The sequence below is a fragment of the Blastococcus sp. SYSU DS0541 genome (assembly GCF_054050875.1).
Genome location: NZ_JBJHAD010000008.1, coordinates 139,722 through 162,447 on the forward strand (window position 1 = coordinate 139,722; position 22,726 = coordinate 162,447).

The 22,726-nt window shown below is 74.9% G+C and carries 20 protein-coding genes; 14 read left to right on the forward strand and 6 right to left on the reverse strand.

The annotated features are described in order from the left end of the window. Positions 1–2 precede the first annotated feature (2 nt). The 3 genes from ACI794_RS11265 to ACI794_RS11275 all read right to left on the reverse strand — a co-directional run bounded on the left by ACI794_RS11265 (position 3) and on the right by ACI794_RS11275 (position 2,791). Entirely contained in the window at positions 3–1,211 is a 1,209-nt protein-coding gene (locus tag ACI794_RS11265; RefSeq protein ID WP_456603567.1) for an MFS transporter, read from the reverse strand. Between the two features lie 67 nt (positions 1,212–1,278). Beyond that, on the reverse strand, positions 1,279–2,034 hold the full coding sequence (locus ACI794_RS11270) for an SDR family NAD(P)-dependent oxidoreductase (protein WP_456603568.1): 756 nt from the start codon (positions 2,032–2,034) through the stop codon (positions 1,279–1,281). Positions 2,035–2,065: 31 nt separating this feature from the next. Then, the gene (locus ACI794_RS11275) at positions 2,066–2,791 is read right to left on the reverse strand and encodes a GntR family transcriptional regulator (protein ID WP_456603569.1); all 726 of its coding nucleotides are present in this window, start codon (positions 2,789–2,791) and stop codon (positions 2,066–2,068) included. Between the two features lie 209 nt (positions 2,792–3,000). On the opposite strand from ACI794_RS11275, the gene ACI794_RS11280 reads away from it, so the two are divergent. From ACI794_RS11280 to ACI794_RS11315, 8 genes are all read left to right on the forward strand, one after another. Beyond that, positions 3,001–4,020, forward strand: a complete 1,020-nt coding sequence (locus tag ACI794_RS11280; protein WP_456603570.1) for a TAXI family TRAP transporter solute-binding subunit — start codon at positions 3,001–3,003, stop codon at positions 4,018–4,020. A gap of 80 nt (positions 4,021–4,100) precedes the next feature. After that, positions 4,101–4,634 (forward strand): hypothetical protein, encoded by a 534-nt coding sequence (locus ACI794_RS11285; protein WP_456603571.1) that lies wholly within the window; start codon positions 4,101–4,103, stop codon positions 4,632–4,634. Then, positions 4,631–6,874 carry a TRAP transporter permease gene (locus tag ACI794_RS11290; RefSeq protein WP_456616387.1) on the forward strand — a complete coding sequence of 748 codons (2,244 nt, stop codon included), beginning with the start codon at positions 4,631–4,633 and terminating at the stop codon, positions 6,872–6,874. Before ACI794_RS11285 ends, ACI794_RS11290 begins: the two co-directional genes overlap by 4 nt. Before the next feature lie 27 nt (positions 6,875–6,901). After that, positions 6,902–7,741, forward strand: a complete 840-nt coding sequence (locus ACI794_RS11295) for a DUF6282 family protein (protein WP_456579916.1) — start codon at positions 6,902–6,904, stop codon at positions 7,739–7,741. Continuing rightward, positions 7,738–9,912 (forward strand): Ldh family oxidoreductase, encoded by a 2,175-nt coding sequence (locus ACI794_RS11300; RefSeq protein WP_456616388.1) that lies wholly within the window; start codon positions 7,738–7,740, stop codon positions 9,910–9,912. The genes ACI794_RS11295 and ACI794_RS11300 overlap by 4 nt, the downstream gene beginning before the upstream one ends. Beyond that, entirely contained in the window at positions 9,905–11,188 is a 1,284-nt protein-coding gene (locus ACI794_RS11305; protein WP_456603574.1) for an MFS transporter, read from the forward strand. Before ACI794_RS11300 ends, ACI794_RS11305 begins: the two co-directional genes overlap by 8 nt. Positions 11,189–11,247: 59 nt before the next feature. Beyond that, positions 11,248–11,931, forward strand: coding sequence for an RraA family protein (locus ACI794_RS11310; RefSeq protein WP_456616389.1), 684 nt, complete (start codon positions 11,248–11,250; stop codon positions 11,929–11,931). Continuing rightward, positions 11,928–12,821 carry a DUF1932 domain-containing protein gene (locus tag ACI794_RS11315; protein ID WP_456603576.1) on the forward strand — a complete coding sequence of 298 codons (894 nt, stop codon included), beginning with the start codon at positions 11,928–11,930 and terminating at the stop codon, positions 12,819–12,821. Before ACI794_RS11310 ends, ACI794_RS11315 begins: the two co-directional genes overlap by 4 nt. 6 nt (positions 12,822–12,827) lie before the next feature. Here the strand turns inward: ACI794_RS11315 and ACI794_RS11320 are convergent, their stop codons facing one another. Continuing rightward, positions 12,828–14,069 carry an MFS transporter gene (locus tag ACI794_RS11320; protein WP_456603577.1) on the reverse strand — a complete coding sequence of 414 codons (1,242 nt, stop codon included), beginning with the start codon at positions 14,067–14,069 and terminating at the stop codon, positions 12,828–12,830. Between the two features lie 10 nt (positions 14,070–14,079). After that, on the reverse strand, positions 14,080–15,303 hold the full coding sequence (gene lhgO / locus ACI794_RS11325; RefSeq protein ID WP_456616390.1) for an L-2-hydroxyglutarate oxidase: 1,224 nt from the start codon (positions 15,301–15,303) through the stop codon (positions 14,080–14,082). Positions 15,304–15,437: 134 nt separating this feature from the next. Between lhgO and ACI794_RS11330 the strand changes: the two genes are divergently transcribed. Genes ACI794_RS11330 through ACI794_RS11345 form a run of 4 tightly spaced genes read left to right on the forward strand, consistent with a single transcriptional unit; the run spans position 15,438 to position 18,777 of the window. Further along, positions 15,438–16,325, forward strand: coding sequence for a dihydrodipicolinate synthase family protein (locus ACI794_RS11330; protein ID WP_456616391.1), 888 nt, complete (start codon positions 15,438–15,440; stop codon positions 16,323–16,325). Between the two features lie 31 nt (positions 16,326–16,356). Beyond that, positions 16,357–17,211 carry a fumarylacetoacetate hydrolase family protein gene (locus tag ACI794_RS11335; protein WP_456603580.1) on the forward strand — a complete coding sequence of 285 codons (855 nt, stop codon included), beginning with the start codon at positions 16,357–16,359 and terminating at the stop codon, positions 17,209–17,211. A gap of 4 nt (positions 17,212–17,215) precedes the next feature. Beyond that, positions 17,216–18,004, forward strand: coding sequence for an SDR family oxidoreductase (locus tag ACI794_RS11340; protein WP_456579907.1), 789 nt, complete (start codon positions 17,216–17,218; stop codon positions 18,002–18,004). After that, positions 18,004–18,777 carry a fumarylacetoacetate hydrolase family protein gene (locus tag ACI794_RS11345; RefSeq protein ID WP_456603582.1) on the forward strand — a complete coding sequence of 258 codons (774 nt, stop codon included), beginning with the start codon at positions 18,004–18,006 and terminating at the stop codon, positions 18,775–18,777. The genes ACI794_RS11340 and ACI794_RS11345 overlap by 1 nt, the downstream gene beginning before the upstream one ends. 168 nt (positions 18,778–18,945) lie before the next feature. Here the strand turns inward: ACI794_RS11345 and ACI794_RS11350 are convergent, their stop codons facing one another. Continuing rightward, on the reverse strand, positions 18,946–19,644 hold the full coding sequence (locus ACI794_RS11350; protein ID WP_456616392.1) for a TetR/AcrR family transcriptional regulator: 699 nt from the start codon (positions 19,642–19,644) through the stop codon (positions 18,946–18,948). 104 nt (positions 19,645–19,748) lie between these two features. Here ACI794_RS11350 and ACI794_RS11355 point away from each other — a divergent pair, with 104 nt between their 5' ends. Further along, the gene (locus ACI794_RS11355) at positions 19,749–21,893 is read left to right on the forward strand and encodes an acetate--CoA ligase family protein (RefSeq protein ID WP_456616393.1); all 2,145 of its coding nucleotides are present in this window, start codon (positions 19,749–19,751) and stop codon (positions 21,891–21,893) included. A 31-nt stretch (positions 21,894–21,924) separates the two neighbouring features. Next, positions 21,925–22,662, forward strand: a complete 738-nt coding sequence (locus ACI794_RS11360) for an enoyl-CoA hydratase/isomerase family protein (RefSeq protein ID WP_456579903.1) — start codon at positions 21,925–21,927, stop codon at positions 22,660–22,662. Positions 22,663–22,726 lie beyond the last annotated feature (64 nt).

The following is a 22,726-nucleotide window of genomic DNA, read 5'->3' on the forward strand; positions in this document are numbered from 1 at the left end:
GCCTACGACGACGCGGCCGCGCGGTCGGAGAGGACGAGCAGGACGGCGGCGGCCAGCACGCAGCCGGCGATCGCGGTGAACCCGGCGCCGTAGCCCACCGTCGTGATCAGCGCCCCCACGGCGACGGGCGCGACGACGCGGCCGAACTGGACCGCCAGCGCCTGCTGACCCGACACGGCCGCGAACACCGGCTGGGGCACGGACTGCCCCAGCAGCGCGGGCCGGGCGATGTTGAGGACGCCGAAGCCGACGCCGAAGAGGAGCACGAAGACCACGGTGGCCGCAGGCTGGGGCAGCAGGAAGAGCGCGGCGACGCCGACGGCCTGACCGAGGACCATCGCCGCCGTCACGTGGCCGATCCCCACCCGCGCGGCGAGCACCGTCAGGACGACCCGCCCGGTCACCGACAGCGCGCCCAGCCCGCCGGCCGCCACCGCGGCCAGCCCGGCGGGTGCGCCGGCCTCGAGCAGGTAGGCCACGAGGAACACGGCCACGGCCGCGTTGGCCACCATCTGCAGCGCGGCGGCCAGCGTCAGCCAGCGCACCGCGGGCCGCCGGTAGGCGGCGCCCGGGCCGCGGTACGGCGACAGGTCGACGTCGGCCGCGGCCGGCGCCGGGGCGGGGGGTGCGTCGCCGTGCGCACGACCGTCGGGCAGCAGCCCCAGGTCGGCCGGCGACCGGCGCAGCACCAGCGCGTGCGGCAGCGCGCACGCCGCCACGGCGGCGGCGAGGACGACCAGCGCCGGCCGCCAGCCCACGCCCTCGATGAGGAGCTGGGAGGTGGGCAGGAAGATCGTCGAGGCGAACCCGGCGACCACCGTGAGCGTCAGCAGGGCACGCGGCCGGTCCCGCCGGAACCAGGTGTTGATGACCGCGTACGCCGGCTCGTACAGCACCGCGGCGCTGGCCACCCCGATGCCGGCGAACGCCAGGTACAGCTGCGGGAGGTCCCGCGCCTGCGACCACGCGAGCACCGAGGCGCCGCCCAGCAGGCTGCCGGTGGTCATCACCCACCGCGCGCCCCACCGGTCCAGCCACCGCCCGACGACGACCGCGCCCAGCCCGCTCAGGGCGAGCGACAGCGTCAGCGCCCCCGAGAGCTGGGCGGTGGAGGCGTCCAGCTCCTCGCGCATCGGCACGAGGAAGACGGCGAAGGAGTAGTAGAGGACGCCGTAGGAGACCGTCTCGGTGACGGCGAGCGCCCAGACCATGCGCCAGCCGGGGAAGTCCCGGCGGCGGGTGACCGGCGCGGTGCGCCCGCCGCGGCTCAGCGCGGGCTCACTTCCGGCGGGCGATCTTGCCGGAGCCGGCCTGGTCGAGCGGGTAGACGAGGACGTCGGCGATCACCACGTGCGGCGGCTGACCGGCCACCCAGGTGACGACGTCGGCGATGTCGGCGGCCGCCAGCGGCGTGACGCCCTCGTACACCGCGGCCGCGGCCGCCTTGTCGCCGTGGAAGCGCACCTCGGAGAACTCGGTCTCGACCATGCCCGGGTCGACCTGGCTGATCTTGACACCGCTGCCCAGCACGTCCATGCGCATGCCGCGGGTGATCCGCTCGACGGCGGCCTTGGTGGCGCAGTAGACGGTGCCGCCCGGGTAGACCTCGCGCCCGGCGTTCGACCCGATGTTGATGACGTGGCCCGAGCCGCGCTCGACCATGCCGGGCAGCACGGCGCCCGAGACGTTCAGCAGCCCGCGCACGTTGGTGTCGAGCATCTGGTCCCAGTCGTCCGGGTCGTCCTCGTGCAGCGGTGTCTTCCCCAGGGCCAGGCCGGCGTTGTTGACCAGCACGTCGATCGGCGACCAGCCGTCGGGCAGCGAGCCGATCACCTCGGCGACCTGCGCCCGGTCGCGCACGTCGAGCGCCACCGGGAGGACGGCGTCCCCGTGCTCGGCCTGCAGCTCCTCGAGCCGGTCGGTGCGCCGGGCGGCGGCGATCACCCGCGCCCCCTGCGCGAGGAAGGCGGCGACGCAGGCGCGGCCGATGCCGCTGGAGGAGCCGGTGACGAGGACGACACGGGTGGTTGCCATGGGGCCTGCTTCCGTAGGAGGGGTGGGACGGTCACCGGCCGGGGTCGGCCGGGCGCGCCCCGGTGGCGGTCACCGGGGTCAGGTCGGCCTCGTGCACGTCGCCGTCGGGGTGGATCTCCAGGTAGGAGTTCCGCGACAGCGCGACGTGCCGGTGCATCGCCTCGGCCGCACGGGCAGCCTCGCCCGCGGCGATCAGCTCGGCCACCTGGCGGTGCTCGTGCCAGGCGCGCGGCGCGATGGAGGAGACCAGGGGGGCGAAGAACCAGCGGCTGCGGTGGGAGAGCTGCTCGCCGAACTGGAGCAGGAGGTGGTTGCGGGCGTGCACGAGCACTGCCCGGTGGAACCTCGCCGTGTGCGCCGCCATCTCCTGGGACGGCACTCCCCGCCGCCAGTCGGCGTCCGCGCGGTCGCAGATCCTCAGCAGCTCGGCGGCGTCCTCGGGGGTGCGGCGCACCGCGGCCAGGTGCGCCGCCTCGCGCTCGACCAGCTGGCGGGCCTCGAAGAACTCGTGGACCTGCTGCCGGGTGGGCTTGTTGACGAACGCGCCCTGCCGGGGGCGCAGCGTGATCCAGCCGTCCCGGTGCAGCCGCTGCAGCGCCTCGCGCACCGGCCCGCGGCTGACGCCGAGCTGCGCGGCGAGGCGCTCCTCGACGAGGTGGTCGCCGGGCGCCAGGGACCTGCTGATGAGCAGCTCCTGCAGGCGCTCGTACACGTGCTCGCGGAGGGGCAGGGCGGCGATGGGCAGTGCGTCGGACATCGGCCGGCCTCCACGCGACGCTCGGAAATGTCATCGTCCCGTGACACTGTAAACAGTAGACACTGCCGAATGTGAGCTGCTTCACTCCTGTGATCTCATCAACAGCATGTTGCTGACGCCCCCTCCGGCAGCGGGTGGGCCGGCATGCGGGAGGTCCCGCATCCGGTGCCCCGGCCACCGCCGGGTCGGCACCGACAGGAAGGCACACGATGCTCCCGACTCCCGGCCCCCACCCCGGCAAGCGGTCGCGACTCCTCCTCTCCCTGGGGGCGGCGACCACGCTGGCACTCACGGCCTGCGGCGGCGACTCGGCCGACGACACGGCCTCCGGCGGCGGCGAGGGTGAGACGCAGACGTTCAACGAGCAGCTCACCTTCGCCACCGGCGGCACCGGCGGCGTGTACTACCCCTACGGCGGTGGCATGGCCAACGTGCTGAGCTCGGAGATCCCCGGCCTGACGGTCACCGTCCAGGAGACGAACGCCTCCGTCGACAACATGAAGCTGCTCGAGACCGATCAGGCCCAGATGGCCCTCGCCCTCGGCGACGTCGTGTCCGACGCAGCGAACGGGGAGAACACCTTCACCGAGCCGCTGGACATCTGCTCGCTGGGCAACACGTACAACAACTTCGTCCACTTCTTCACGACCGCAGACACGGGGATCACCTCGATCGAGGACCTGGCGGGCAAGCGCGTCTCGCCCGGCGCCGTCGGCTCGGCCTCCGAGGTCACCGCCGACCGAATCATGGAGGCCGCCGGGATCGACCCGCAGGCCGACATCGAGCGGGTCCAGCTCGGCGTCGCCGAGACGGTGGCCGCCATCCAGGACGGCACGGTGGACGCCGGCGCCTGGTCCGGCGGCCTGCCCACCGGTGCGATCGTCGACCTGGCGAGCACCAGCGACCTGGTGCTCATCCCCACGGGCGAGTACGCCGACCCGCTCGCCGAGGAGTACGGCGACTTCTACTTCGCCGAGGACATCCCGGCCGGTACCTACGAGGGCCAGGACGAGGCGGTGCCCAACGTGGTGTCGCCGAACATCCTCGTCGTCCGCTCCGACATGGACGAGGCCCTCCAGGAGGAGATCACCCGCACGATCTTCGAGAACAAGGAGCAGCTGCTCACCGTGCACCCGGCGGCCGAGGAGCTGAACGCGGAGACCGCCGACGAGGTCGGGTTCATCGAGACCTGCCCCGGCGCGCAGGCCTACTTCGACTCGGTCGGCTGACCGGCGGCCCGACCCGTGCGCTGCCGGGTGCCGGAGGGATCTCCGGCCCCGGCGACCCCGGGCCCTCCCGACGCCCGCTCGTGGCACGCCACCTCGTCCTCGCCGTCGTCGCGGTGCTCGTCACCGTGACGGCGGCGGGGGTGGCGGTCGCGGTCGCGACGGCCGAGGGCGGGCCCGTCGCGGTGGGCGAAGGGTCCCGGGCGGTCACCGTCCGCGGGCCGGACGGCGTGGAGATCGCCCGCGTCCCGCTGGACGGCGACACGTTCGCCGTCGGCTACCGCAACAGCATCTACCGGACCCTCGCCGAGGAGCGCTACCGTGTGCTCCCCGACGGCAGGTTCGAGCTGGTGGAACTGGCCGCGGAGCAGGTCGCGGTCCTCGAGGAGTACTACGCCGTGCCCGCCCCGCCCCGCCCGGCCCCGCCCCGCGACCGCCTGGCGTACGTGGTCCCGCCCGACCCGGCCCGGCCGGCGGTCTTCGACGAGCTCAACATCGCCGCCACCGACCTGGGCGAGCGGACGCTCCACGTGCCCGGCGCCGAGCCGGTCCCGATCTGGCAGCTCGTCGTCACCGACGACCCCACCGTGATTCTCGACATCGAGGAGAACCGATGAATCTCCGACGACTCACGCATCGGCAGGCCGAGCCGGGGACGACCGCGGGGGCCACCCGCGTCGCCGAGGACCAGCCGGGCGACGTCCCCGGCGCACCTCCGGCGAGCCCGGGTGCCGAGCGCGGGGACGAGGACGCCTCCACCATCGACAAGAGCCTGAACCGGCGTCGCGACGTCGACGACGAGGCCATCGACGAGGAGGCACTGCTCGCCGAGTTCGAGGCCGAGAAGCCGGCGCGCCACCTCACCGGCATCCCGGGCCACGTCGTCGCGGTCATCGGCGTCGGGCTGTCCGTCTTCGCCCTCTACTGGGTGTTCAACCCGATGCCGCGGCAGGTCTACCTGCCCCTGTTCCTCAGCATCGGGCTCTTCCTGACGTTCCTGACCTACCGCGGCTGGGGCCGGTCGGACAAGGACAAGCTCAAGGGCAGGGCCGACCACCCCAACGTCCTCGACTGGCTGCTGGCGTTCGTGTCGCTGGTGCCGGGTCTCTACATGGTCTACGACTGGCAGGGCTTCTTCCGCCGGGCGATCACCCCGACCGACATGGACCTCGTCGTCGGCACGCTGCTGGTGGTCCTGATCCTGGAGGCCGCGCGCCGCACCGTCGGTCTGCTGGTGCCGCTCGTGGTGCTCGGCTTCCTGGCCATGGCCTACTTCGGCTCGGCGATGCCGAGCCCCTTCACGACCGCCGACTTCCAGTGGACGCGGCTCATCGGCCACAACGTGATGGGCACCCAGGGGATCTTCGGCGTACCGCTCGAGGTCGCCGCGACCTACATCATCCTGTTCACCATCTACGGCGCCGTCCTGGCGGCCTCCGGTGCGACGAAGTTCTTCATCGACCTGTCCTTCGCCGCCTTCGGTCAGTCGAAGGCCGGCCCGGGCCGCACCGTCACGCTCTCGGGCTTCCTGCTCGGCACGGTGTCGGGCTCGGGCGTCGCGACGACGGTGACCCTCGGTGGCTTCGGCTGGCCGCTGCTGCGCAAGGCCGGCTACCCGGCGGAGGCCGGTGGCGGTGTGCTCGCCGCGGCCGGCATCGGCGCGATCATGTCGCCCCCGACGCTGGGCGCCGCGGCGTTCATCATCGCCGAGCTGCTCAACGTCTCCTACCTCGAGGTGCTGATCTGGGCGACGATCCCGACGATCCTGTACTACCTCGGCATCGTGCTCGCGATCGAGTTCGACGCCCGCCGGCACGGCACGCACCAGGTCGAGGTGGAGGAGAAGTCGGCGTGGCGGCTGCTGCTCCGGTTCGGGTACCACTTCAGCTCGCTGGCCGCGATCGTCCTCTTCCTCGCCCTGGGCTACACGCCCTTCCGCGCCGTCGTGTACGCCACGGTCCTGGCCTTCCTGCTGAGCTGGCTGGACCGCGAGCACTGGATGACGCCGAAGCGGATCTGGCACGCGCTCGGCCAGGGCGCGGTCGGTGCCCTCTCGGTCATCCCGGTCATGGCCGTCGCCGGCATCATCGTCGGCGTCATGACCCTCACCGGTCTGGCGCTGCGGCTGGCCGGCATCATCGTCGACTTCTCCGGCGGCAGCCTGGTGCTCACCGCGTTGTTCTCGGCGATCGTGGTGATCCTGCTCGGCCTGGCGGTGCCGGTCACGGCGAGCTTCATCATCTCCTTCGTGATCATCTCGCCGGCGCTGCAGCAGGTCGGCGTCGAGCCGTTCGCCGCGGCGATGTTCATCTTCTACTACGCGGTGCTCAGCGAGGTCTCGCCGCCGACGGCGCTCTCGCCGTTCGCGGCCGCGGCGATCACCGGCGGCAAACCGGTGCCCACGATGTGGCTGACGTGGAAGTACACGCTGCCGGCGTTCCTGGTGCCGTTCATCTTCGTGCTCTCGCCCAACGGGGTCGGCCTGCTCTTCGAGGGTGGCGCGAGCACGGTCGCCATCGCGTTCGTCGCATCCTCGCTCGCGGTCGGCGCGCTCGCGGTGGTGACCGGCAAGTGGCTGATCGGCCCGGCGGGCTGGCCCGAGCGGGCGCTCTTCCTGGGCGCGGCGATCGCGCTGCTGGTCATGGAGCCGCTGTGGATCGCCATCGGCCTCGGCTTCGGCGTGCTCGGCACCGCGGTGCACCTCGTGATGCGCCGGCGTGCGGGCGACGACGTCGCCGCCAAGGTCAAGGGGATGGCCCCCGGGGGCGGTGGCGGAACCGACGGCGACGGCACGCCCCCGAGCGGCACCACGGCCGGCGCGACCACCTCGGGCACCGACCGTCCCGGTGAGCGCTGAGGTGGGAGCCCCCGGGCGGGTGGCGTCGTGATCTCCGGGGTCGCCGACCTGCACGTCCACGGCGCGCCGAGCCTGGTGGAGCGGCACGGCTTCGACCACGAGGTCGTCGGCGCGCACGGGTCGGTCGGTGTCGACCTGGCGGTGCTCAAGGCGCACGAGGGCTCGACCGTCGAGCGGGCGGTGTTCGCCGCCCAGCGCGGGGAGGCGGCCGGCGTCGAGGTGTACGGCGGCATCGTGCTCAACTCACCGGTCGGGGGCGCCAACCCGGACGCGGTCGAGGTGGCGGCACGGCTGGGCGGCCGGGTGGTGTGGATGCCGACGGTGTCGGCGCCGGCGCACATCGCCTCGCCGTCCAGCCCGGCCCGGTCGGTCCACCGGGGCATGGTGTTCCGGCAGGTCGACGTCGTCGACGACGCCGGTGCGCTGCTGCCCGCGTGGCAGGACGTGCTCGACGTCGTCGCCGCCCACGACCTCGTGCTGGCCTCGGGCCACCTCACCTGCGCGCAGGCCCTGGCACTGTTCCGCGCGGCGAAGGCGGCGGGGGTGACCCGGATGCTGTTCAACCACCCCCGGATGCCGTTCCTCGAGTGGGACGACGACGCGGCGCCGGAGCTTGCCCGGCTCGGGGTGGTGCTGGAGCTCGGCATCCTGCCCGACATCCTGACCACCGACGGCCCGCCCTCGACGACGCTCGGCGAGGTGTACCCCCACGACATGCTTGCCTTCGGCGGCGACCTCGGGCACGCGCACCACCCGACGATGGAGCAGGCGCTGCCGGGCTGGCTGGCCGGCCTGGAGCGGTCGGTGGGGGAGGCCGACGCCGAGCTCATCCTGACCACGGTCGGGCGACGGCTGGTGCGGCGGTGATCAGGATCGCGCTGCTGCCGGGGGACGGCGTCGGCGCGGAGGTGCTCGACGGGCCGACCCGGCTGCTGCACCGGCTGGCCGAGCGGGGCCTGGTGGAGGTCACCGGGCCGTGGCCGGTCGGGGCGACGGCCGCGGCCGTCACCGGCGAGGTGCTGCCCGACGAGACGCTCGCCGCCTGCGACGACGCGGACGCGATCCTGCTCGGCGCGGTGGGGGAGGACCCCGCCGTCCCGCCCGAGGTCTGCCCGCGACCCGAGGTCGCGCTGCACCGCCTCAGGGCCCGCTACGACCTGCGCATCTCGGTGCGTGACATCCCGCTCGGTGAGGACGGCGAGCTCACCGTCGTCCGCAACCTCATCGGCGGCTCCTACGGCACCGGGCCGGCCGACCGCACGTACTCCGAGGGCGGCGGCGAGGCCGCGGACGTGCTGCGGCTGACCCCCGGGCGCATCAGCGAGGTGGTCGAGCTCGGCATCGACCGGCTGCTGCAGCGGGGTGGCGGCCGGCTGGTGTCGGTGGACAAGGCGAACCTCTACGCCACCGGCCGGCTCTGGCGGCAGGTCGCCGCAGAGGTCACCGGCCGCCGCGGCGTCCCCGTCGAGCACCGCTACGTCGACCGCGCCGCCTTCGAGCTGGGGTCGGGCGCGGAGGTGCCCGCGGTGATCGTCACCGAGGGGCTGCTCGGCGACATCCTCAGCGATCTCGCCGCCGGCCGGGCCGGCTCGCCGGCGCTGTGCGGGTCGGCGTCGATCCACCCCGGCCCGCCGGCGCACGGACGCTGCCAGGGGTTGTTCGAACCGGCGCACGGCTCGGCGCCGCGAAGGGCCGGCCTGCGCCAGGTCGATCCGCTCGGCGGCTTCCTCGCCCTGGTCGCGCTGCTCCGGCACTTCGACACCACCCGGGCGCTGGGCGACCAGTTGCGCGCGGCCACGCACGCCGTGCTGCGGCACGGCCCCTGGACCTACGACCTCGCCCCGGCCGGGATGACGCCGGCCTCCACCGACGAGGTCGCCGATGCCGTGCTCGCCGCGTTCGACGCGACCGCACCCGGCGGCGCGGGCGGGACGGCGGGAGAGGTCTCGGAGCCGGACGTCCGGGTGCCGGCCGAGGTGCTGGAGGCCTGGACGGTCGAGGTCCTGGAGTCCGTCGGCGTCCGCCCGGCGCACGCCCGGGAGGTGGCGCACGTGCTCGGCTACGCCGACCTCTCGGGCATCGACTCGCACGGCATCGCCCGGCTGCCCGCCTACGTGACCATGATCGGCACCGGGGCCATCGCCGCGGACGGCGAGCCGGTCGTGCACTCCGACGGCGGGGCGGTCGCCCTCGTCGACGGGCAGGGGCTGCTCGGCCACCCGGTCACGGCGCTGGCGCTGGACGAGGCGGTGGCGCGGGCGCGGCGGTACGGCGTCGGCTGGGTCAACGTGCGCCGCAGCAGCCACCACGGGGCGAGCGGCTCCTACGTCCACGACGTCGCGACCCAGGGCCTGCTCGGGCTGGTGGCCACGAACACCGGTCCCATCGTCGCCCCCACGGGCACCGGGCGGCCGTACTTCGGCACCAACCCGCTGGCTCTCGGGGTGCCGGTGGACGGCGAGGACCCGATGGTCTTCGACATGGCCACCTCCGCGGTGGCCGGCGGCAAGTTCGAGATCGCGCTGCGGCAGGGGCTGCCCGTGCCCCTGGGCTGGGGGCTGACCGCCGAGGGCCGGCCGACGACCGACCCCGCGGCGGTCTTCCCGGGCAAGGGCGCCCTGCTGCCGCTGGGCAGCGACCGCGAGCGCTCCAGCCACAAGGGCTACGGCCTCGGCCTGCTGGTGGAGGTGCTCACCGCGGTGCTCGCCGGCGGCCCCCTCGGCCCGGAGGTCGGGAACCTCACCTTCCGGTCGGAGCCCCGGCCGCCGGGCACCAGCCACCTCGTCGTCGTGCTCGACCCGGCGCGGCTGGGTGACCCCGTCCGCATGCAGGGCGAGATGCGGCGGATGCTGGCCCAGCTGCGGGCGCTGCTGCCCGTCGACGACGAGCTGCCGGTGCGGACGCCGGGCCAGCGCGCCGCCGCCGAGCGCGCGCGTCGCCGGGCGGACGGCGTGCCGCTGGACCGGGAGACGCACGCGGCGCTGGTCGCCGTCGGCGACCGGCTGGGCCGGCCCCTGGGGGCCGCCGCCCGTGGCTGAGGGGACCGACGCCGCCCCCACCGGGCCGGCGGCGCCCGCCGCCGTCCCGGTCGCCTCCGGTCGCGCCGTGGTGCAGGGCGTCTCGGTCTCGGTGCTCGGCGTGCTGCCGGCCTTCCTCGTCGGCGCCCTCGCGGTGCAGATCCGCGCCGACCTCGGGGTGGGCCTCGGCGTCTTCGGCCTGGCCGCCGCCACCCTCTTCGCCGTCTCGGGGTCCCTGGCCCGGCCGGGTGGCCGGCTGGTGCAGCGGCTGGGCTCCCGCCGGGGCACCGCGCTGGCGGCGCTGCTGTCCATCGCCTCGCTCAGCGTGATCGCGCTCGCCCAGTCGGCGGCCTGGCTGATGGTCGGGCTGGCGATCGGCGGCCTCGGCAACGCCGTCGCCCAGCCCTCGGCCAACCTCGGCATCTCCGAGCTGGTCACCGAGGCCCGGCTGGGGCTGGCGTTCGGGATCAAGCAGTCCTCGATCCCGGCGGCGACGCTGCTCGGCGGGCTGGCCGTGCCGGGGATCGCGCTGGTGCTGGGCTGGCGCTGGGCGGTGCTCGCCGCGATCGGCCTGGCGCTCGGGCTGCTGCTGTGGGCGGTCGGCACCGGCCGGGACGCCCGGTCCCGAGCCCCCACGGCCGTGGACCGCGGACCGGACAAGGGCATCCCCCGCCGGGGGCTGGTCGTGCTCACCGTCGGCGGGTTCCTCGGCTCGGCGGCGGCGACCTCCACCGGGGTGTTCCTCGTCGACTCCGCCGTCGCCGCCGGCCTCCGCCCGGGTGCCGCGGGCCTGCTGTTCGCCGCCTGCTCGGTGTTCGGCCTGGGCGCCCGGGTGTGGTTCGGGTGGCTCGCCGACCGGTACCCCGACCGCAGCCGCTACCTGTTCATCGCCAACCTGATGGCCGGTGGTTCGGTCGCCTACCTGCTGCTGGCCACCGGCGCCACGCCGCTGTTCGTCGCCGGGTCCTTCGGCGCCTACCTGCTCGGCTGGGCCTGGACCGGGTTGTTCCACTTCGCGGTGATCCGCGACAACCGGACGGCGGCGGCCTCGGTGACCGGCTTCGTGCAGACCGGTCTGTCCCTCGGCGCGGCGAGCGGGCCGCTGCTGTTCGGCGTCGTGGCGCAGGCCTTCTCCTACCGCGCCGCGTGGTCCACCGCGGCGGTGCTGAGCCTGGCGGCGGCGCTGACGGTCCGCTCGGCCCGCCGCACCGTCCGCCGGTCCCGGGGCCTGCCGGTGACGTCGCTGCGGCACCCGTGGCGGCCGGCGGCCGTGCCCGACCTGCACTCCCCGACCTGACCGGCGCGCCCGGCCCGGACCCGCTCCGGCGCCCCGCGCACCACGAGAGGAGCACCCCGATGAGCACCTGCCGGCTGCACCCGCCGGGTCCCCGGCCCGATCCCGCGCTGCTGGCCCGGGCCCGGGCGCTGCCCACCAGCATCCTGTCCGACAGCATGGAGCGCGCCCAGGGCGCGACGGGTCTGCACTGGGTGCCGGGCGCCGCCTGGCCGCGCGTCGCCGGGCCGGCGTTCACCGTGCGCACGCGCCCGGGCGACAACCTCGTGGTCCACCGCGCCCTGGACCTCGCCGAGCCGGGCGACGTGCTCGTCGTCGACGGCGGCGGTGCCCTGGACCGGGCGGTGCTGGGCGAGATCATGGCGCGCTACGCCGCCGCGCGCGGTCTGGCGGCGCTGGTGGTGGACGGCGCCGTCCGCGATCGCGAGGGGCTGGCAGAGGGCCCGGTGCCGGTGTTCGCGCGGGGGATCAACCACCTCGGGCCGTACAAGGACGGCCCGGGGGAGCTCCGCGGCCCGGTGCAGGCCGGTGGCGCGGTGGTGCGCTGCGGCGACCTGGTCGTCGGTGACGGTGACGGCGTGGTGGTCGTGCCGCACGAGCGGGCCGCGGAGGTGGTCGGGGCCGGGCAGGAGCGGCTGGCCGCCGAGGAGGAGACGTTCCGGCAGATCGCCGCGGGGACCCTGGACCGCTCCTGGGTGACCGCGGCGCTGACCGAGTCCCCGGCCGGCGAGCGGGCCGCGCGGTGAGCCCCCGCTGGGGGCTGATCGGGTTCGGCGAGGCGGGCCGGGTCATCGGCGCGGCGGTCGCCGCCGCGGGCGCCGACCTGCTGGTGCACGACCGGGTCCTGCTGGACCCCGCCCGTGGGCCGGCGGCGCGCGCGGCGATCGAGGCGACCGGTGCCCGCGCGGCAGGAGACCTCGCCGACTTCGCCGACCGGGACGTCGTGCTGTCGCTGGTCACGCCGGCGACGGCGGTGGCGGCGGCGGTGGAGTGCGCCGTCGGCACGCGCCCCGACCTGCTCTACGTCGACCTGAACTCCACCGCGCCGGGCGACAAGCGCGCCGTCGCCGAGGCCCTCGGCGGCGACCGGGTGGTCGACGGCGTGATGACCGGCGGCGGGATCCGGCTGGACGGCGCGGCGATCCCGATCTCGCTCGCCGGCCCGCAGGCGGAGCAGGCGGCGGAGCTGCTGCGCGGGGTGGGGCTGAAGGCCGGCGTCGTCGGCAGCGAGGTGGGGGCCGCCGCGGCGCTGAAGATGCTGCGCAGCGTCGTCGTCAAGGGCATGGAGGGGCTCTGGGTGGAGGCGCTGCTGGCCGCGCGGGAGCTGGGCGTCGTCGAGCCGCTGATCGCCATGGTGGAGGAGACGCTGGACCGCTACCCGACCCGGGACTTCGCCACGATGCTGGTCACCACCCACGTCGGGCACGCCGGGCGGCGCCAGGTGGAGGTGCGGATGGCCCGGGACACCGTCGCCGGGACCGGGGTGCCGCCGCTGCTCTCCGGCGGGCTGCTGGCCCGGCACGAGCTGACCGCTCGCGGCCTGGCGGCGGCCGGCCACGAGCCCGGCGAGGTGCCGGGGTCGCTGGCCGAGGCCCTCGACGTCCTGGGGCGGCTGCCCACCGACCCGCCGGGCTGAACCGGCTCAGCCGTGGCGGGCCTGACGGCGCAGCCGCTGGGCCGCCACGAGCTGCGGCCGGTCGTGCACGAGCATGCGCCGGCCCTGGACGACCACCGCGCCCGCCACCACCGAGACGGCCGCGGTGGCATACCAGGCGACCGCGTAGGAGGTGGAGGAGACGACGACGCCGAAGGCGAGTGGCCCGAGCGCCGCCCCGGCGCCCATCCCGCCCTGGGTGATGGAGGTGGCGCGGGCGGCCATGCCCGGGTGCATGCGGGCCACCGAGTAGGTGGAGAGCCCCGCCCAGGCCCAGCCGGTGCAGTAGCCGATCACCGCGCCCGCGGCCACCAGGACCTCGACGCCGGTGCCCAGCAGGGCGTAGGCGAGGCCACCGATCGACATCTGCGCGGCGACGACCAGCAGCCAGCGCGTGCGCACCCGGTCGGCCAGCCAGCCGAACGCCACCCGCGCCGCCGCGCCGGCGCCGCTGGCCACCGCGGCGAGCACCCCCGCGGTCGCCGGGGCGATGCCGGAGTCGACGGCGGTGGCGACGAAGAAGGACCCGAGCGCGTTGCCCGTGGCCGCGCCCAGCATGAGCCCGACGGCGAGCACGACGAGCGCCGCCCGGTGGAACGGGCCGGCCGCCTCCGAGGTCTGGGCGGCGTCCCGGGCCGGCAGCCGCGCGCCCCCGGGGACGCCGAGCAGCACCAGCACGGCCAGCACGCTGCCGATCACGAAGGCGGTGCGCCAGCCCAGCGGGATGGCGACGAGCGGGACGGCGACCCCGGCGAGCATGGTCGCCAGCGGGATCGCCGCCTGCTTGGTGCCGTAGGCCAGCCCGTGCCGGCCCGGGGTCACCGCCCGGGCGATCAGGTCGTTGCTCGCCGGCTGGCCGATGCCGTTGCCCCAGCCCGCCAGGACCAGCGCGCCGACCAGGACGGCGGTGTGCTGCGCGGCCAGGGCGACGGCGAGCATCGACAGGCCGCCCACGAGGGCGGAGAGCCGGACCACCGGCGAGGTGCCGAAGCGGCGCACCACGACGCCGGCGGTGAGCGCCGAGACCGCGGAGACGAGGAAGAAGCAGGCCACCAGGACGCCGAGGAGGGAGGGGCCGAACTCCAGCTCCTCGCGGATCTGCACCCACAGCACGCCGACCATGTAGATCGGCAGCACCCCGACCGTCGTCACGGTCACCGCGGCGACCGCGGCCGCGGTCGAGCTCGCCGGGCCGCGGCCCCGCCACCCGCGCACGGCGGTCAGGCCCACCGCGCCGCGCTCACGAGTCGGAGCGGCGGTCGAGCAGGTCGTCGACGATGTGCTCGGCGATGGCCAGGGACGACGTGGCGGCCGGGGAGGGCGCGTTGCGCACGGCGACGACCGCGCCGGTGCGGGTGATGCGGAAGTCGTCGACCAGGCTGCCGTCGGGCTCGAGGGCCTGGGCGCGGATCCCCGCGTCGGCGGGCACCAGGTCGGCGGCCGTCAGCGCGGGCACGTAGCGCTGGGCGGCGCGGGTGAAGGCCCGCTTGCTCAGCGAGCCGTACATCTCCGCGACCCCGGTGCGCCAGTGCTGCCGGGCGAACCGGCGGAACCCGGCGTAGCGAGCGGTCTCGGCCAGCTCCCGCAGGTTGACGTCGCGACGGCGGTAGCCCTCCCGCGCCAGCGCCAGGACGGCGTTGGGACCGACCAGGACCTCGCCGTCGAACCGCGGGGTCAGGTGCACCCCGAGGAAGGGGTACCGCGGGTCGGGCACCGGGTACACGAGGCCGTTGACCAGCTCCCGCTTGCCGGGGACGAGGGCGAAGTACTCCCCGCGGAAGGGGACGATGCGCGGGGCCGCCCCGTCGCCGGCCAGCTGTGCCAGCCGGTCGACCTGCAGCCCGGCGCAGAGGACGACCTGGTCGACGACGAGCTCCTCGCCCGTGCTCCCGCGGACGACGACCTCCTCGCCGGGGCCGCCCGTGGTGTGCCGCAGGTCGGTGACGGCGAAGCCGGTGCGGATCGTCGCTCCCCGGGCGGTGGCGTCGGCGGCCAGCTGCCGGGTGATGCCCGCGTAGTCGACGATCGCGGTGCTGGGGGAGTGCAGGGCGCCGACGCCGGTGACGTTCGGCTCGAGCTCGGCCAGCTCGTCCCGGCCGATGATGCGGATGCCGGGGACCCCGTTGGCGCGGGCCCGTTCGGCGATCGCGCCGAGCCGGTGCTGCTCGGCGTCGTCGAGGGCGACGAGCACCTTGCCGATCTCGTCGTAGCCCAGGTCGTGCTCGGCGCAGAACTCCTTGAGCAGCGCCACGCCGCGGCGGCAGAGGACCGCCTTGAGGGACCCGGGTTCGTAGTAGAGGCCGGCGTGCACGACGCCGCTGTTGCGCCCGGTCTGGTGGGCCGCGAGGCGGTCCTCCTTCTCCAGGACGGTGACCTGCGCCTCCGGGCGCAGCTGGAGCAGCCGCCGGGCCACCGCCGTCCCGATGATGCCGCCGCCGACGACGGCGAAGCGAGCCGCGGACATGGATCCTCCGATCTGGGTCCACCCGGTGGGACCCGCCCTGAGCATCGCCCGAGGAACCGTTACGGTGACCTTGTGATGTCGATCACCGAGTGTTCCAGCCCGTCGCAGGGCGCGTCCGCGCGGGGTGCCCGGCGATGACCTCCCTGCAGGGGGTCCTGCCCATCACCCTCACCCCGTTCACCGACGACGGTGCGGTCGACGAGGGGAGCATCGACACCCTGGTCGAGGACTACCTCGGCGCCGGGGCCCACGGCCTGACCATCCTCGGGATCATGGGCGAGGCCGCCAAGCTCCTCGACGAGGAGCGGGAGCGGGTGCTCCGCCGCTACGTCGGGGCGACCGCCGGCCGGGTGCCGGTCGTCGCCGGGGTGTCGGCCCGCGCGACGCACATGGCGCTGGACTACGCGCGGCGGGCCGAGGACGCCGGTGCCGCGGCGGTCATGCTCGCACCCCCGGACGGCACGAAGAACCTCGACCTGGTGTTCGAGCACTTCCGCCGGGTGGCCGAGGCGGTCTCGGTGCCGGTGGTCGTGCAGGACGAGCCGGTGAACACCGGCGTCACCATGCCGGCCCCCTTCCTGGTGCGGCTGCTCGACGAGATCGAGGGGTGCCGGTACCTCAAGCTCGAGGAGACGCCGACGCTGCCGAAGATCACCGCGGTGCGGAAGGCGGTCACCTCGCCGGTGGGCATCTTCGGCGGCCTCGGCGGGGTGTACCTGTACGAGGAGCTGCTGCGCGGGGCCGACGGGATCATGACCGGTTTCGGCTTTCCGCAGGTCCTCGTGGGCACCTACGAGAAGTTCGTGGCCGGCGATCGTGCGGAGGCCCAGCAGTACTTCTTCCGGTACCTGCCGCTGATCCGCTACGAGGCCCAGCTGGGCGTCGGCGGGGTCACCATCCGCAAGCAGGTGTTCGCCCGGCGCGGCGCGATCAGCTCGCCGCACGCCCGCTTCCCGGCACCGCCGGTCGACGACGTGACCCTCGCCGAGCTCGACGACCTGATCGCGGCCGTCGGTCTCTGACCGGCGGCCACCCGAGAGACGGGACACCCCTGTGCGACTCACCTCCCTGCGGATCGACGGCGCCGAACCGGCGGCGCTGGTCCGGCCCTCCGGCGCCGTGCTCCTCACGGCCGTGAACGAGGCCCTGGGCACCACCTGGCCGGGCACGGTGCAGGAGCTGCTGGAGCAGGGCCAGGTGGAGCCGCTGCGCGAGTGGGTGGGCGGCGCCCCGGCGGGGCTGCTCGACGACCTGGCGATCCCGCAGGAGCAGCTGGCGTACGCGCCGCTCTACCGGAGGCCCCGCAAGATCTGGGGGATCGGGCTGAACTACGTCGAGCACGCTGCGGACCTGTCCGAGAAGGCCCCGTCGACGGAGCCGGCGTCGTTCATGAAGCCGGACACCGCGATCATCGGGCCCGGCGACGTGATCCGGATCCCGCCGCAGTCGCAGCGGACCACGGCCGAGGGGGAGCTCGGCGTCGTCATCGGCCGCGAGTGCAAGGACGTCGACGAGGCCGACGCGCCGGGCGTCGTCGCCGGGTTCACCACGATCGTCGACATGACCGCCGAGGACATCCTCGAGAAGAACCCGCGGTACCTGACCCGGTCGAAGAGCTTCGACACCTTCTTCAGCTTCGGCCCGGAGCTGGTCACCGTGGACGAGGTCGCCGACGTCGATGCGCTCGAGGTCGCCACGATCCACAACGGGCAGGTGCACCGCCGCAACGTCGTCTCCAACATGACGTTCCGGCCGTGGTGGCTGGTCGCCTTCCACTCGCGCGTCATGACCCTCCTGCCCGGCGACGTCATCTCGACCGGCACCCCCGGCGCCGTGCACATCCGGCCCGGCGACACCGCCGGCGTCTCGATCGCGGGCTTCCGCGACCTCTCGAACCCCGTGGAGTGAACCGATGGACCTGCAGCTGACCGGTCGTACCGCGCTCGTGACCGCGGCGAGCAAGGGGCTGGGGCGGGCGACCGCCACCCAGCTGGCCGCCGAGGGTGCTCGGGTGATGATCTCCAGCCGGGGCGAGGAGCAGCTGGCGCGCACCGCGGCCGAGATCGCCGAGGCGACCGGGGCGCAGGTCGAGCACTGCCCGGCCGACGTCGCGGACCCTGCCGACGTCGAGCGGCTGCTGGCCGAGACGCGGGACCGCCTCGGGGGCGTGGACGTGCTGGTCGCCAACGCCGGCGGCCCCCCGCCGGGCGGGTTCGACGCGGTCGACGACGCGAAGTGGTACCAGGCGCACGACCTGAACCTCATGAGCACGGTGCGGCTGATCCGCGGCGTGCTGCCGCACATGCGCGAGCAGAGCTGGGGCCGCATCGCCGTCGTCACGTCGTCGTCGATCAAGCAGCCGATCGAGAACCTGCTGCTGTCCAACACCTACCGGGTCGCCGTCGTGGGGCTGGCCAAGTCGTTGGCCATCGAATTCGCGGGTGAGGGCGTGCTGGTCAACACCGTCGGTCCGGGGCGCATCGCCACCGACCGGGTCGCCTCGCTGGACGCCGCCCGGGCGGAGAAGACCGGCCTCTCGATCGAGGAGGTGCGGGCGCAGTCGGAGAAAACCATCCCGCTGGGCCGCTACGGGGAGGCGGAGGAGTTCGGCCGGGTGGCGGCGTTCCTCGTCTCCGGCGCGAACACCTACCTGACCGGGCAGAACCTGCTCGTCGACGGCGGCCTGGTCAAGGCCATCTGATGCGCATCGCCCGCTACGAGACCGCTCCCGGCGGCGCAGCCTCCTACGCCGTCGTCGAGGGCGACGGCGACGACGCCGTGCTGCACGCCCTCGAGGGGCTGCCCTACGACGGGGTGCGCCGGACCGGCGAGCAGCTGCGGCTGGCGGAGGTGCGGCTGCTCGCGCCGGTGGAGCCGAGCAAGGTCGTCGCGTTCGGGCGGAACTACGCCGAGCACGCGAAGGAGCTCGGCAACGAGGTCCCCGAGGTGCCGATCGTCTTTCTCAAGCCGTCGACCTCGGTCGTCGGCCCGGACGCCGAGGTCGAGTACCCGGCGCTCACCTCCGACCTGCACTACGAGGGCGAGCTCGCCGTCGTCATCGGCCGGCGCTGCAAAGCGGTCACGGCCGGGGAGGTCGCCGCCGTCGTGTTCGGCTACACGGTGGCCAACGACCTCACGATGCGCGACGTCCAGAAGCGCGAGGGGCAGTGGACCCGTGGCAAGGGCTTCGACGGTGCCTGCCCGCTGGGGCCGTGGGTGGAGACCGACGTCGACCCCTCCGCGCTGGCGTTGCGGTCCACCGTCAACGGCGAGGTCCGCCAGGACGGCACGACCGCGGACATGCTGCGCGACGTCGCCGAGTGCGTCTCGTGGGTGAGCCAGGCGATGACGCTGCTGCCCGGCGACGTGGTGCTGACCGGCACGCCGGCCGGGGTCGGGTCGCTGCAGCGGGGGGACGACATCGCGGTGACCATCGAGGGCATCGGCACCCTGGCCACCCGCATCACCGGCTGACCCGAGCGCTCAACGGGAGGTGGGGAGCCCCCGCCCCGCGGGTCGAGCCGCTTCGCGCGACGTCGAGCCGCGTCCGCACGCGGCTCAACGGTGGATGGAGCGGCTCGACGTGACCCGGGGCCGACCGGGATGCGGGGAGTTCGACCCGCCGCCAGATGACCCGGTCGCTCAGCGGGTCGTGGCCAGCCCCAGGGACTGCGCCCACAGCCGGGTGAGCGTCTCCACCAGGCGCTCCTCCTCGAAGTCCCCCCCGAGCACCAGCCAGTAGTGCACCAGGCCGTTGACCATGGCGACGAGGGCGTGGGCGCTGTACTCCGCGTCCAGGTCGGCGGTGACGAGGCCGTCGGCCTGGTAGCGCTCGATGCTGTGCCGGACCCGGCCGACCATCCGCTCGCGGGCCGCCTGCCGCACCGCGCGCACCTCGGGGTCGAAGGTGGTGACCTGCTCGAACAGCGCCATGAGCGCGGTGTTCTCCCGGTACATCGCGACGAACCGGCGGTTGGCCCGCTCGATGGCGGCGACGGGGTCCGCGGGGCGGTCGCGGATGCCGCCGTCGGCCGCGCCGCTGCCGGCCTCCGCCCCGCTGCCGAGGGAGGCGTAGAGGTCGTCCATGGTGGCGGCGACCAGGGCCCGGAACACGTCGGTCTTGGACCGGAAGTAGGTGTAGAAGCTGCCGTGCGCGACGCCGGCCGCGGCGGAGATGTCGGTGACGCGGGCGTCGAGGAAGCCGTCCCGCTCGAAGACCTGGCGGGCGGCGGCGAGCAGCCGGACGCGCATGGCGCGGCCGCGCTCGGTGGCCGGCGCCGGCAGGGTCGCGGCGGGGGCGGCCGGGATCGCGTCCGGCCCGGCGGAGCCGGGGTGCTGCACCAGGGGCCTCCCTCCCGCAACGCCCGGGGCGCTGTTGACACTGACGTCGGTGTCAACTTAGCTGGTCCTGCCCACCCCGTCGCCCGCCCGAAAGGCGGATCCCGTTGACCGGATCGCCGACAGACGCCCGCCCCGGTGGGTTCGGTGCCCTGCTGCGGCCGCGCGGGATCGCACTGCTGGGCATCTCCGGGCGCACCGAGAACCTCATGTCCCGGCCGCTGCGCTACCTGGTCGAGCACGGGTACACGGGTGCGCTGTACCCGGTGAACCCGAACTACGAGGAGCTGGTCGGGCAGAAGTGCTACGCCACGCTGGCCGACGTCCCCGGGCCGGTGGACCTGGTGCTCGTGCTGGTCGCCGCCGACCGGGTGGAGGACGCGATCCGGCAGGCGGCCGCGGTCGGCGCGTCGGCCGCCGTCGTCTACGCCTCCGGCTTCGCCGAGGTGGGGCCGGAGGGGGTGGCGCTGCAGCAGCGGCTGGCCGAGGTGGCGCGGGAGACCGGCGTGCGCGTGCTGGGCCCCAACTGCCAGGGCTTCCTCTACGCGCCCACCGGCGTGGTCGCCACCTTCACCGCGGCGGCCGACCGGCCGCTGACCTCCGACAGCGGCGTCGCCTACGTCGGGCAGAGCGGGGCGGTCGGCGGCTCGGTGCTCGACCTGGCCACCGACATGGGGCTGGGCCTGTCGTTCTGGGCGAGCACCGGCAACCAGGCCGACCTGGACCTGCTGGAGGTCTCGCGGGAGCTGCTGGAGGACCCGGCGATCCGGGTGCTCATGCTCTACGTGGAGGCCACCGACGACGGGCAGGCCTACGCCGCGCTCGCCCGCCGGGCGCGCGAGACGGGCCGGCACCTGGTGGTGCTCCGGTCGGGCCGCTCCAGCGCCGGGCGCCGGGCGGTGGCCAGCCACACCGGGTCCATGCTGGGAGACGACGTCGCCTTCGTGCTCACCTCCGAGGAGCACGGTGTGGTGCTCGTCCACGACATCGACGAGCTGCTCTCGGTGGCCGCGCTGCTCTCCACCGGCAAGCGCTCGGAGGGGCGGCGGGTCGCCGTCGTCACCACCTCCGGCGGGGCCGGCAGCCTCGCGGCCGACCAGTGCGAGGACCTCGGCCTGGAGATGCCCGAGCTCTCCGCCGACACCCAGGACCGGCTGCGCCCGCTGATCCCCGCGTTCGGCGCGCTGGCCAACCCGGTCGACGTCACCGCCCAGCTGTTCAACCGGGGGGCGCACGCGTTCGGCGACGTCTGCCGGATCGTGGCCGACGACCCGTCGGTGGACGCGATCGCCGTCTTCGTGACGATGGTGGTCGGCGACGCCGGGGCCCGGCTGGCCGAGGACCTGGTGCTCACCGCCGCGAAGCTGCCGGTGCCGCTGCTCGTCGGATGGATCGCCGGTCAGGAGCTGACCACCGAGGGGCGGCGCGTGCTCCGCGACGCGGGTATCCCGGTCTTCGGCTCGGTCGGCGGGGTGGTCCGCGCCGCGGCGCGCATGGCGCCGCCGGCGCACCGCGGGGCGGCGCCGGCCCTGCCGCCCGCCCCCGAGGTGCCCGTCGCCCGGGTCCGCGAGCTGCTGGACGCCGACGTCGTCGACGGGCCCGAGCTGCTGCGCGCCATCGGCATCCCGCAGCCCGCCGCCACGCTGGTGACGACGCCGGAGGCGGCCCGCGAGGCGGTCGCCGCGCTGCCCGGCCCCGGCGTGCTCAAGCTGGCCGCCGGCGACCTGGCGCACAAGAGCGAGGTCGGCGGCGTGCGCGTCGGCGTGGCCGTCGAGGAGGCCGCCGCCGTCTTCACCGAGCTGGTCGAGGCCGCCCGCCGGCACCATGTCCCGGACGTCGAGGGCGTGCAGGTGCAGGAGCTCATCCCGCCCGGCACCGAGCTGATCCTCGCCGCGACCGCCGGCCGCGACGGCTTCCCCCCGGTGGTCACCGTCGGTCTCGGCGGGATCACCACCGAGCTCTACCGCGACATCGCCTCGGGCCTGGCGCCGGTGACCCCGGAGCACGCCTGGTCGATGCTGCGCGGCCTGCGCGCCTGGCCGCTGCTCGCCGGTTTCCGGGGTGCGCCGCCGGCCGACGTCGCCGCCGCCGTCGACGCGGTGGTGCGCCTGTCGCAGGCCGCGGTGGCCGGGGGTGACAGGCTGGCCGAGTTCGAGGTCAACCCCCTGATCGTCGGGGCGCAGGGCGGCGGGGCCACCGCCGTCGACGTGCTGGTGCGCACCACCGGCCACCGTGCCCCGCTCGGCGAGTAGCACCACTCACACAGAGAGGCAGGACCCCCGCGTGGGACAGGTACACCTGGAGAAGCAGGGCGGCATCGCCGTCCTCACCATCGACAACGTCGAGGTGAAGAACGGCCTGACGCCCGAGATGGGCATGCAGCTGTCGGAGCTGTGCGACGAGGTGGACCGCGACCCCGCCATCGGTGCCGCGGTCGTGCGCGGCAAGGACGGCATGTTCTGCTCGGGCGCCGACCGCCGCCGCTGGACGGCCGGCTCCGACCAGGCAGAGGACAAGACCTACAAGGAGCTGGGCGCGGTCTACCAGGCGTTCCGCCGGGTGGGCCTGCTGCAGGTGCCCACGATCGCCGCCGTCCGCGGTGCCGCCGTGGGCGCAGGCATCAACCTGGCCCTCTCCACCGACCTGCGGATCGTCTCCGAGTCCGCGCGGCTGCTGGCCGGCTTCCTCCGCATCGGCCTGCACCCGGGCGGTGGCTACTTCACCATCAGCTCCCGCACCGCGGGCCGCGAGGCGACGGCGGCCATGGGGCTGTTCAGCGAGGAGATCGACGGGGTCCGCGCCGCGGAGATCGGGATGGCGTGGAAGGCGGTGCCCGACGAGCAGGTCGAGGACCTCGCGATGGAGCTCGCCGGCCGCGCCGCCAAGGACCCGGAGCTCGCCCGCGAGGCGGCGCGCTCGTTCCGCACCGAGTCCGGCCCGCCCGGGATCGGCTGGGAGGCCGCCCTGCACTTCGAGCGGGCCACGCAGATGTGGTCCCAGCGGCGGCGCGAGACCGCCTGAGCACGCCCCGCCGGGCCGCCGCACCACCGGCGGCCCGGCGGGCAACCCCTGACCGGAGGAGACC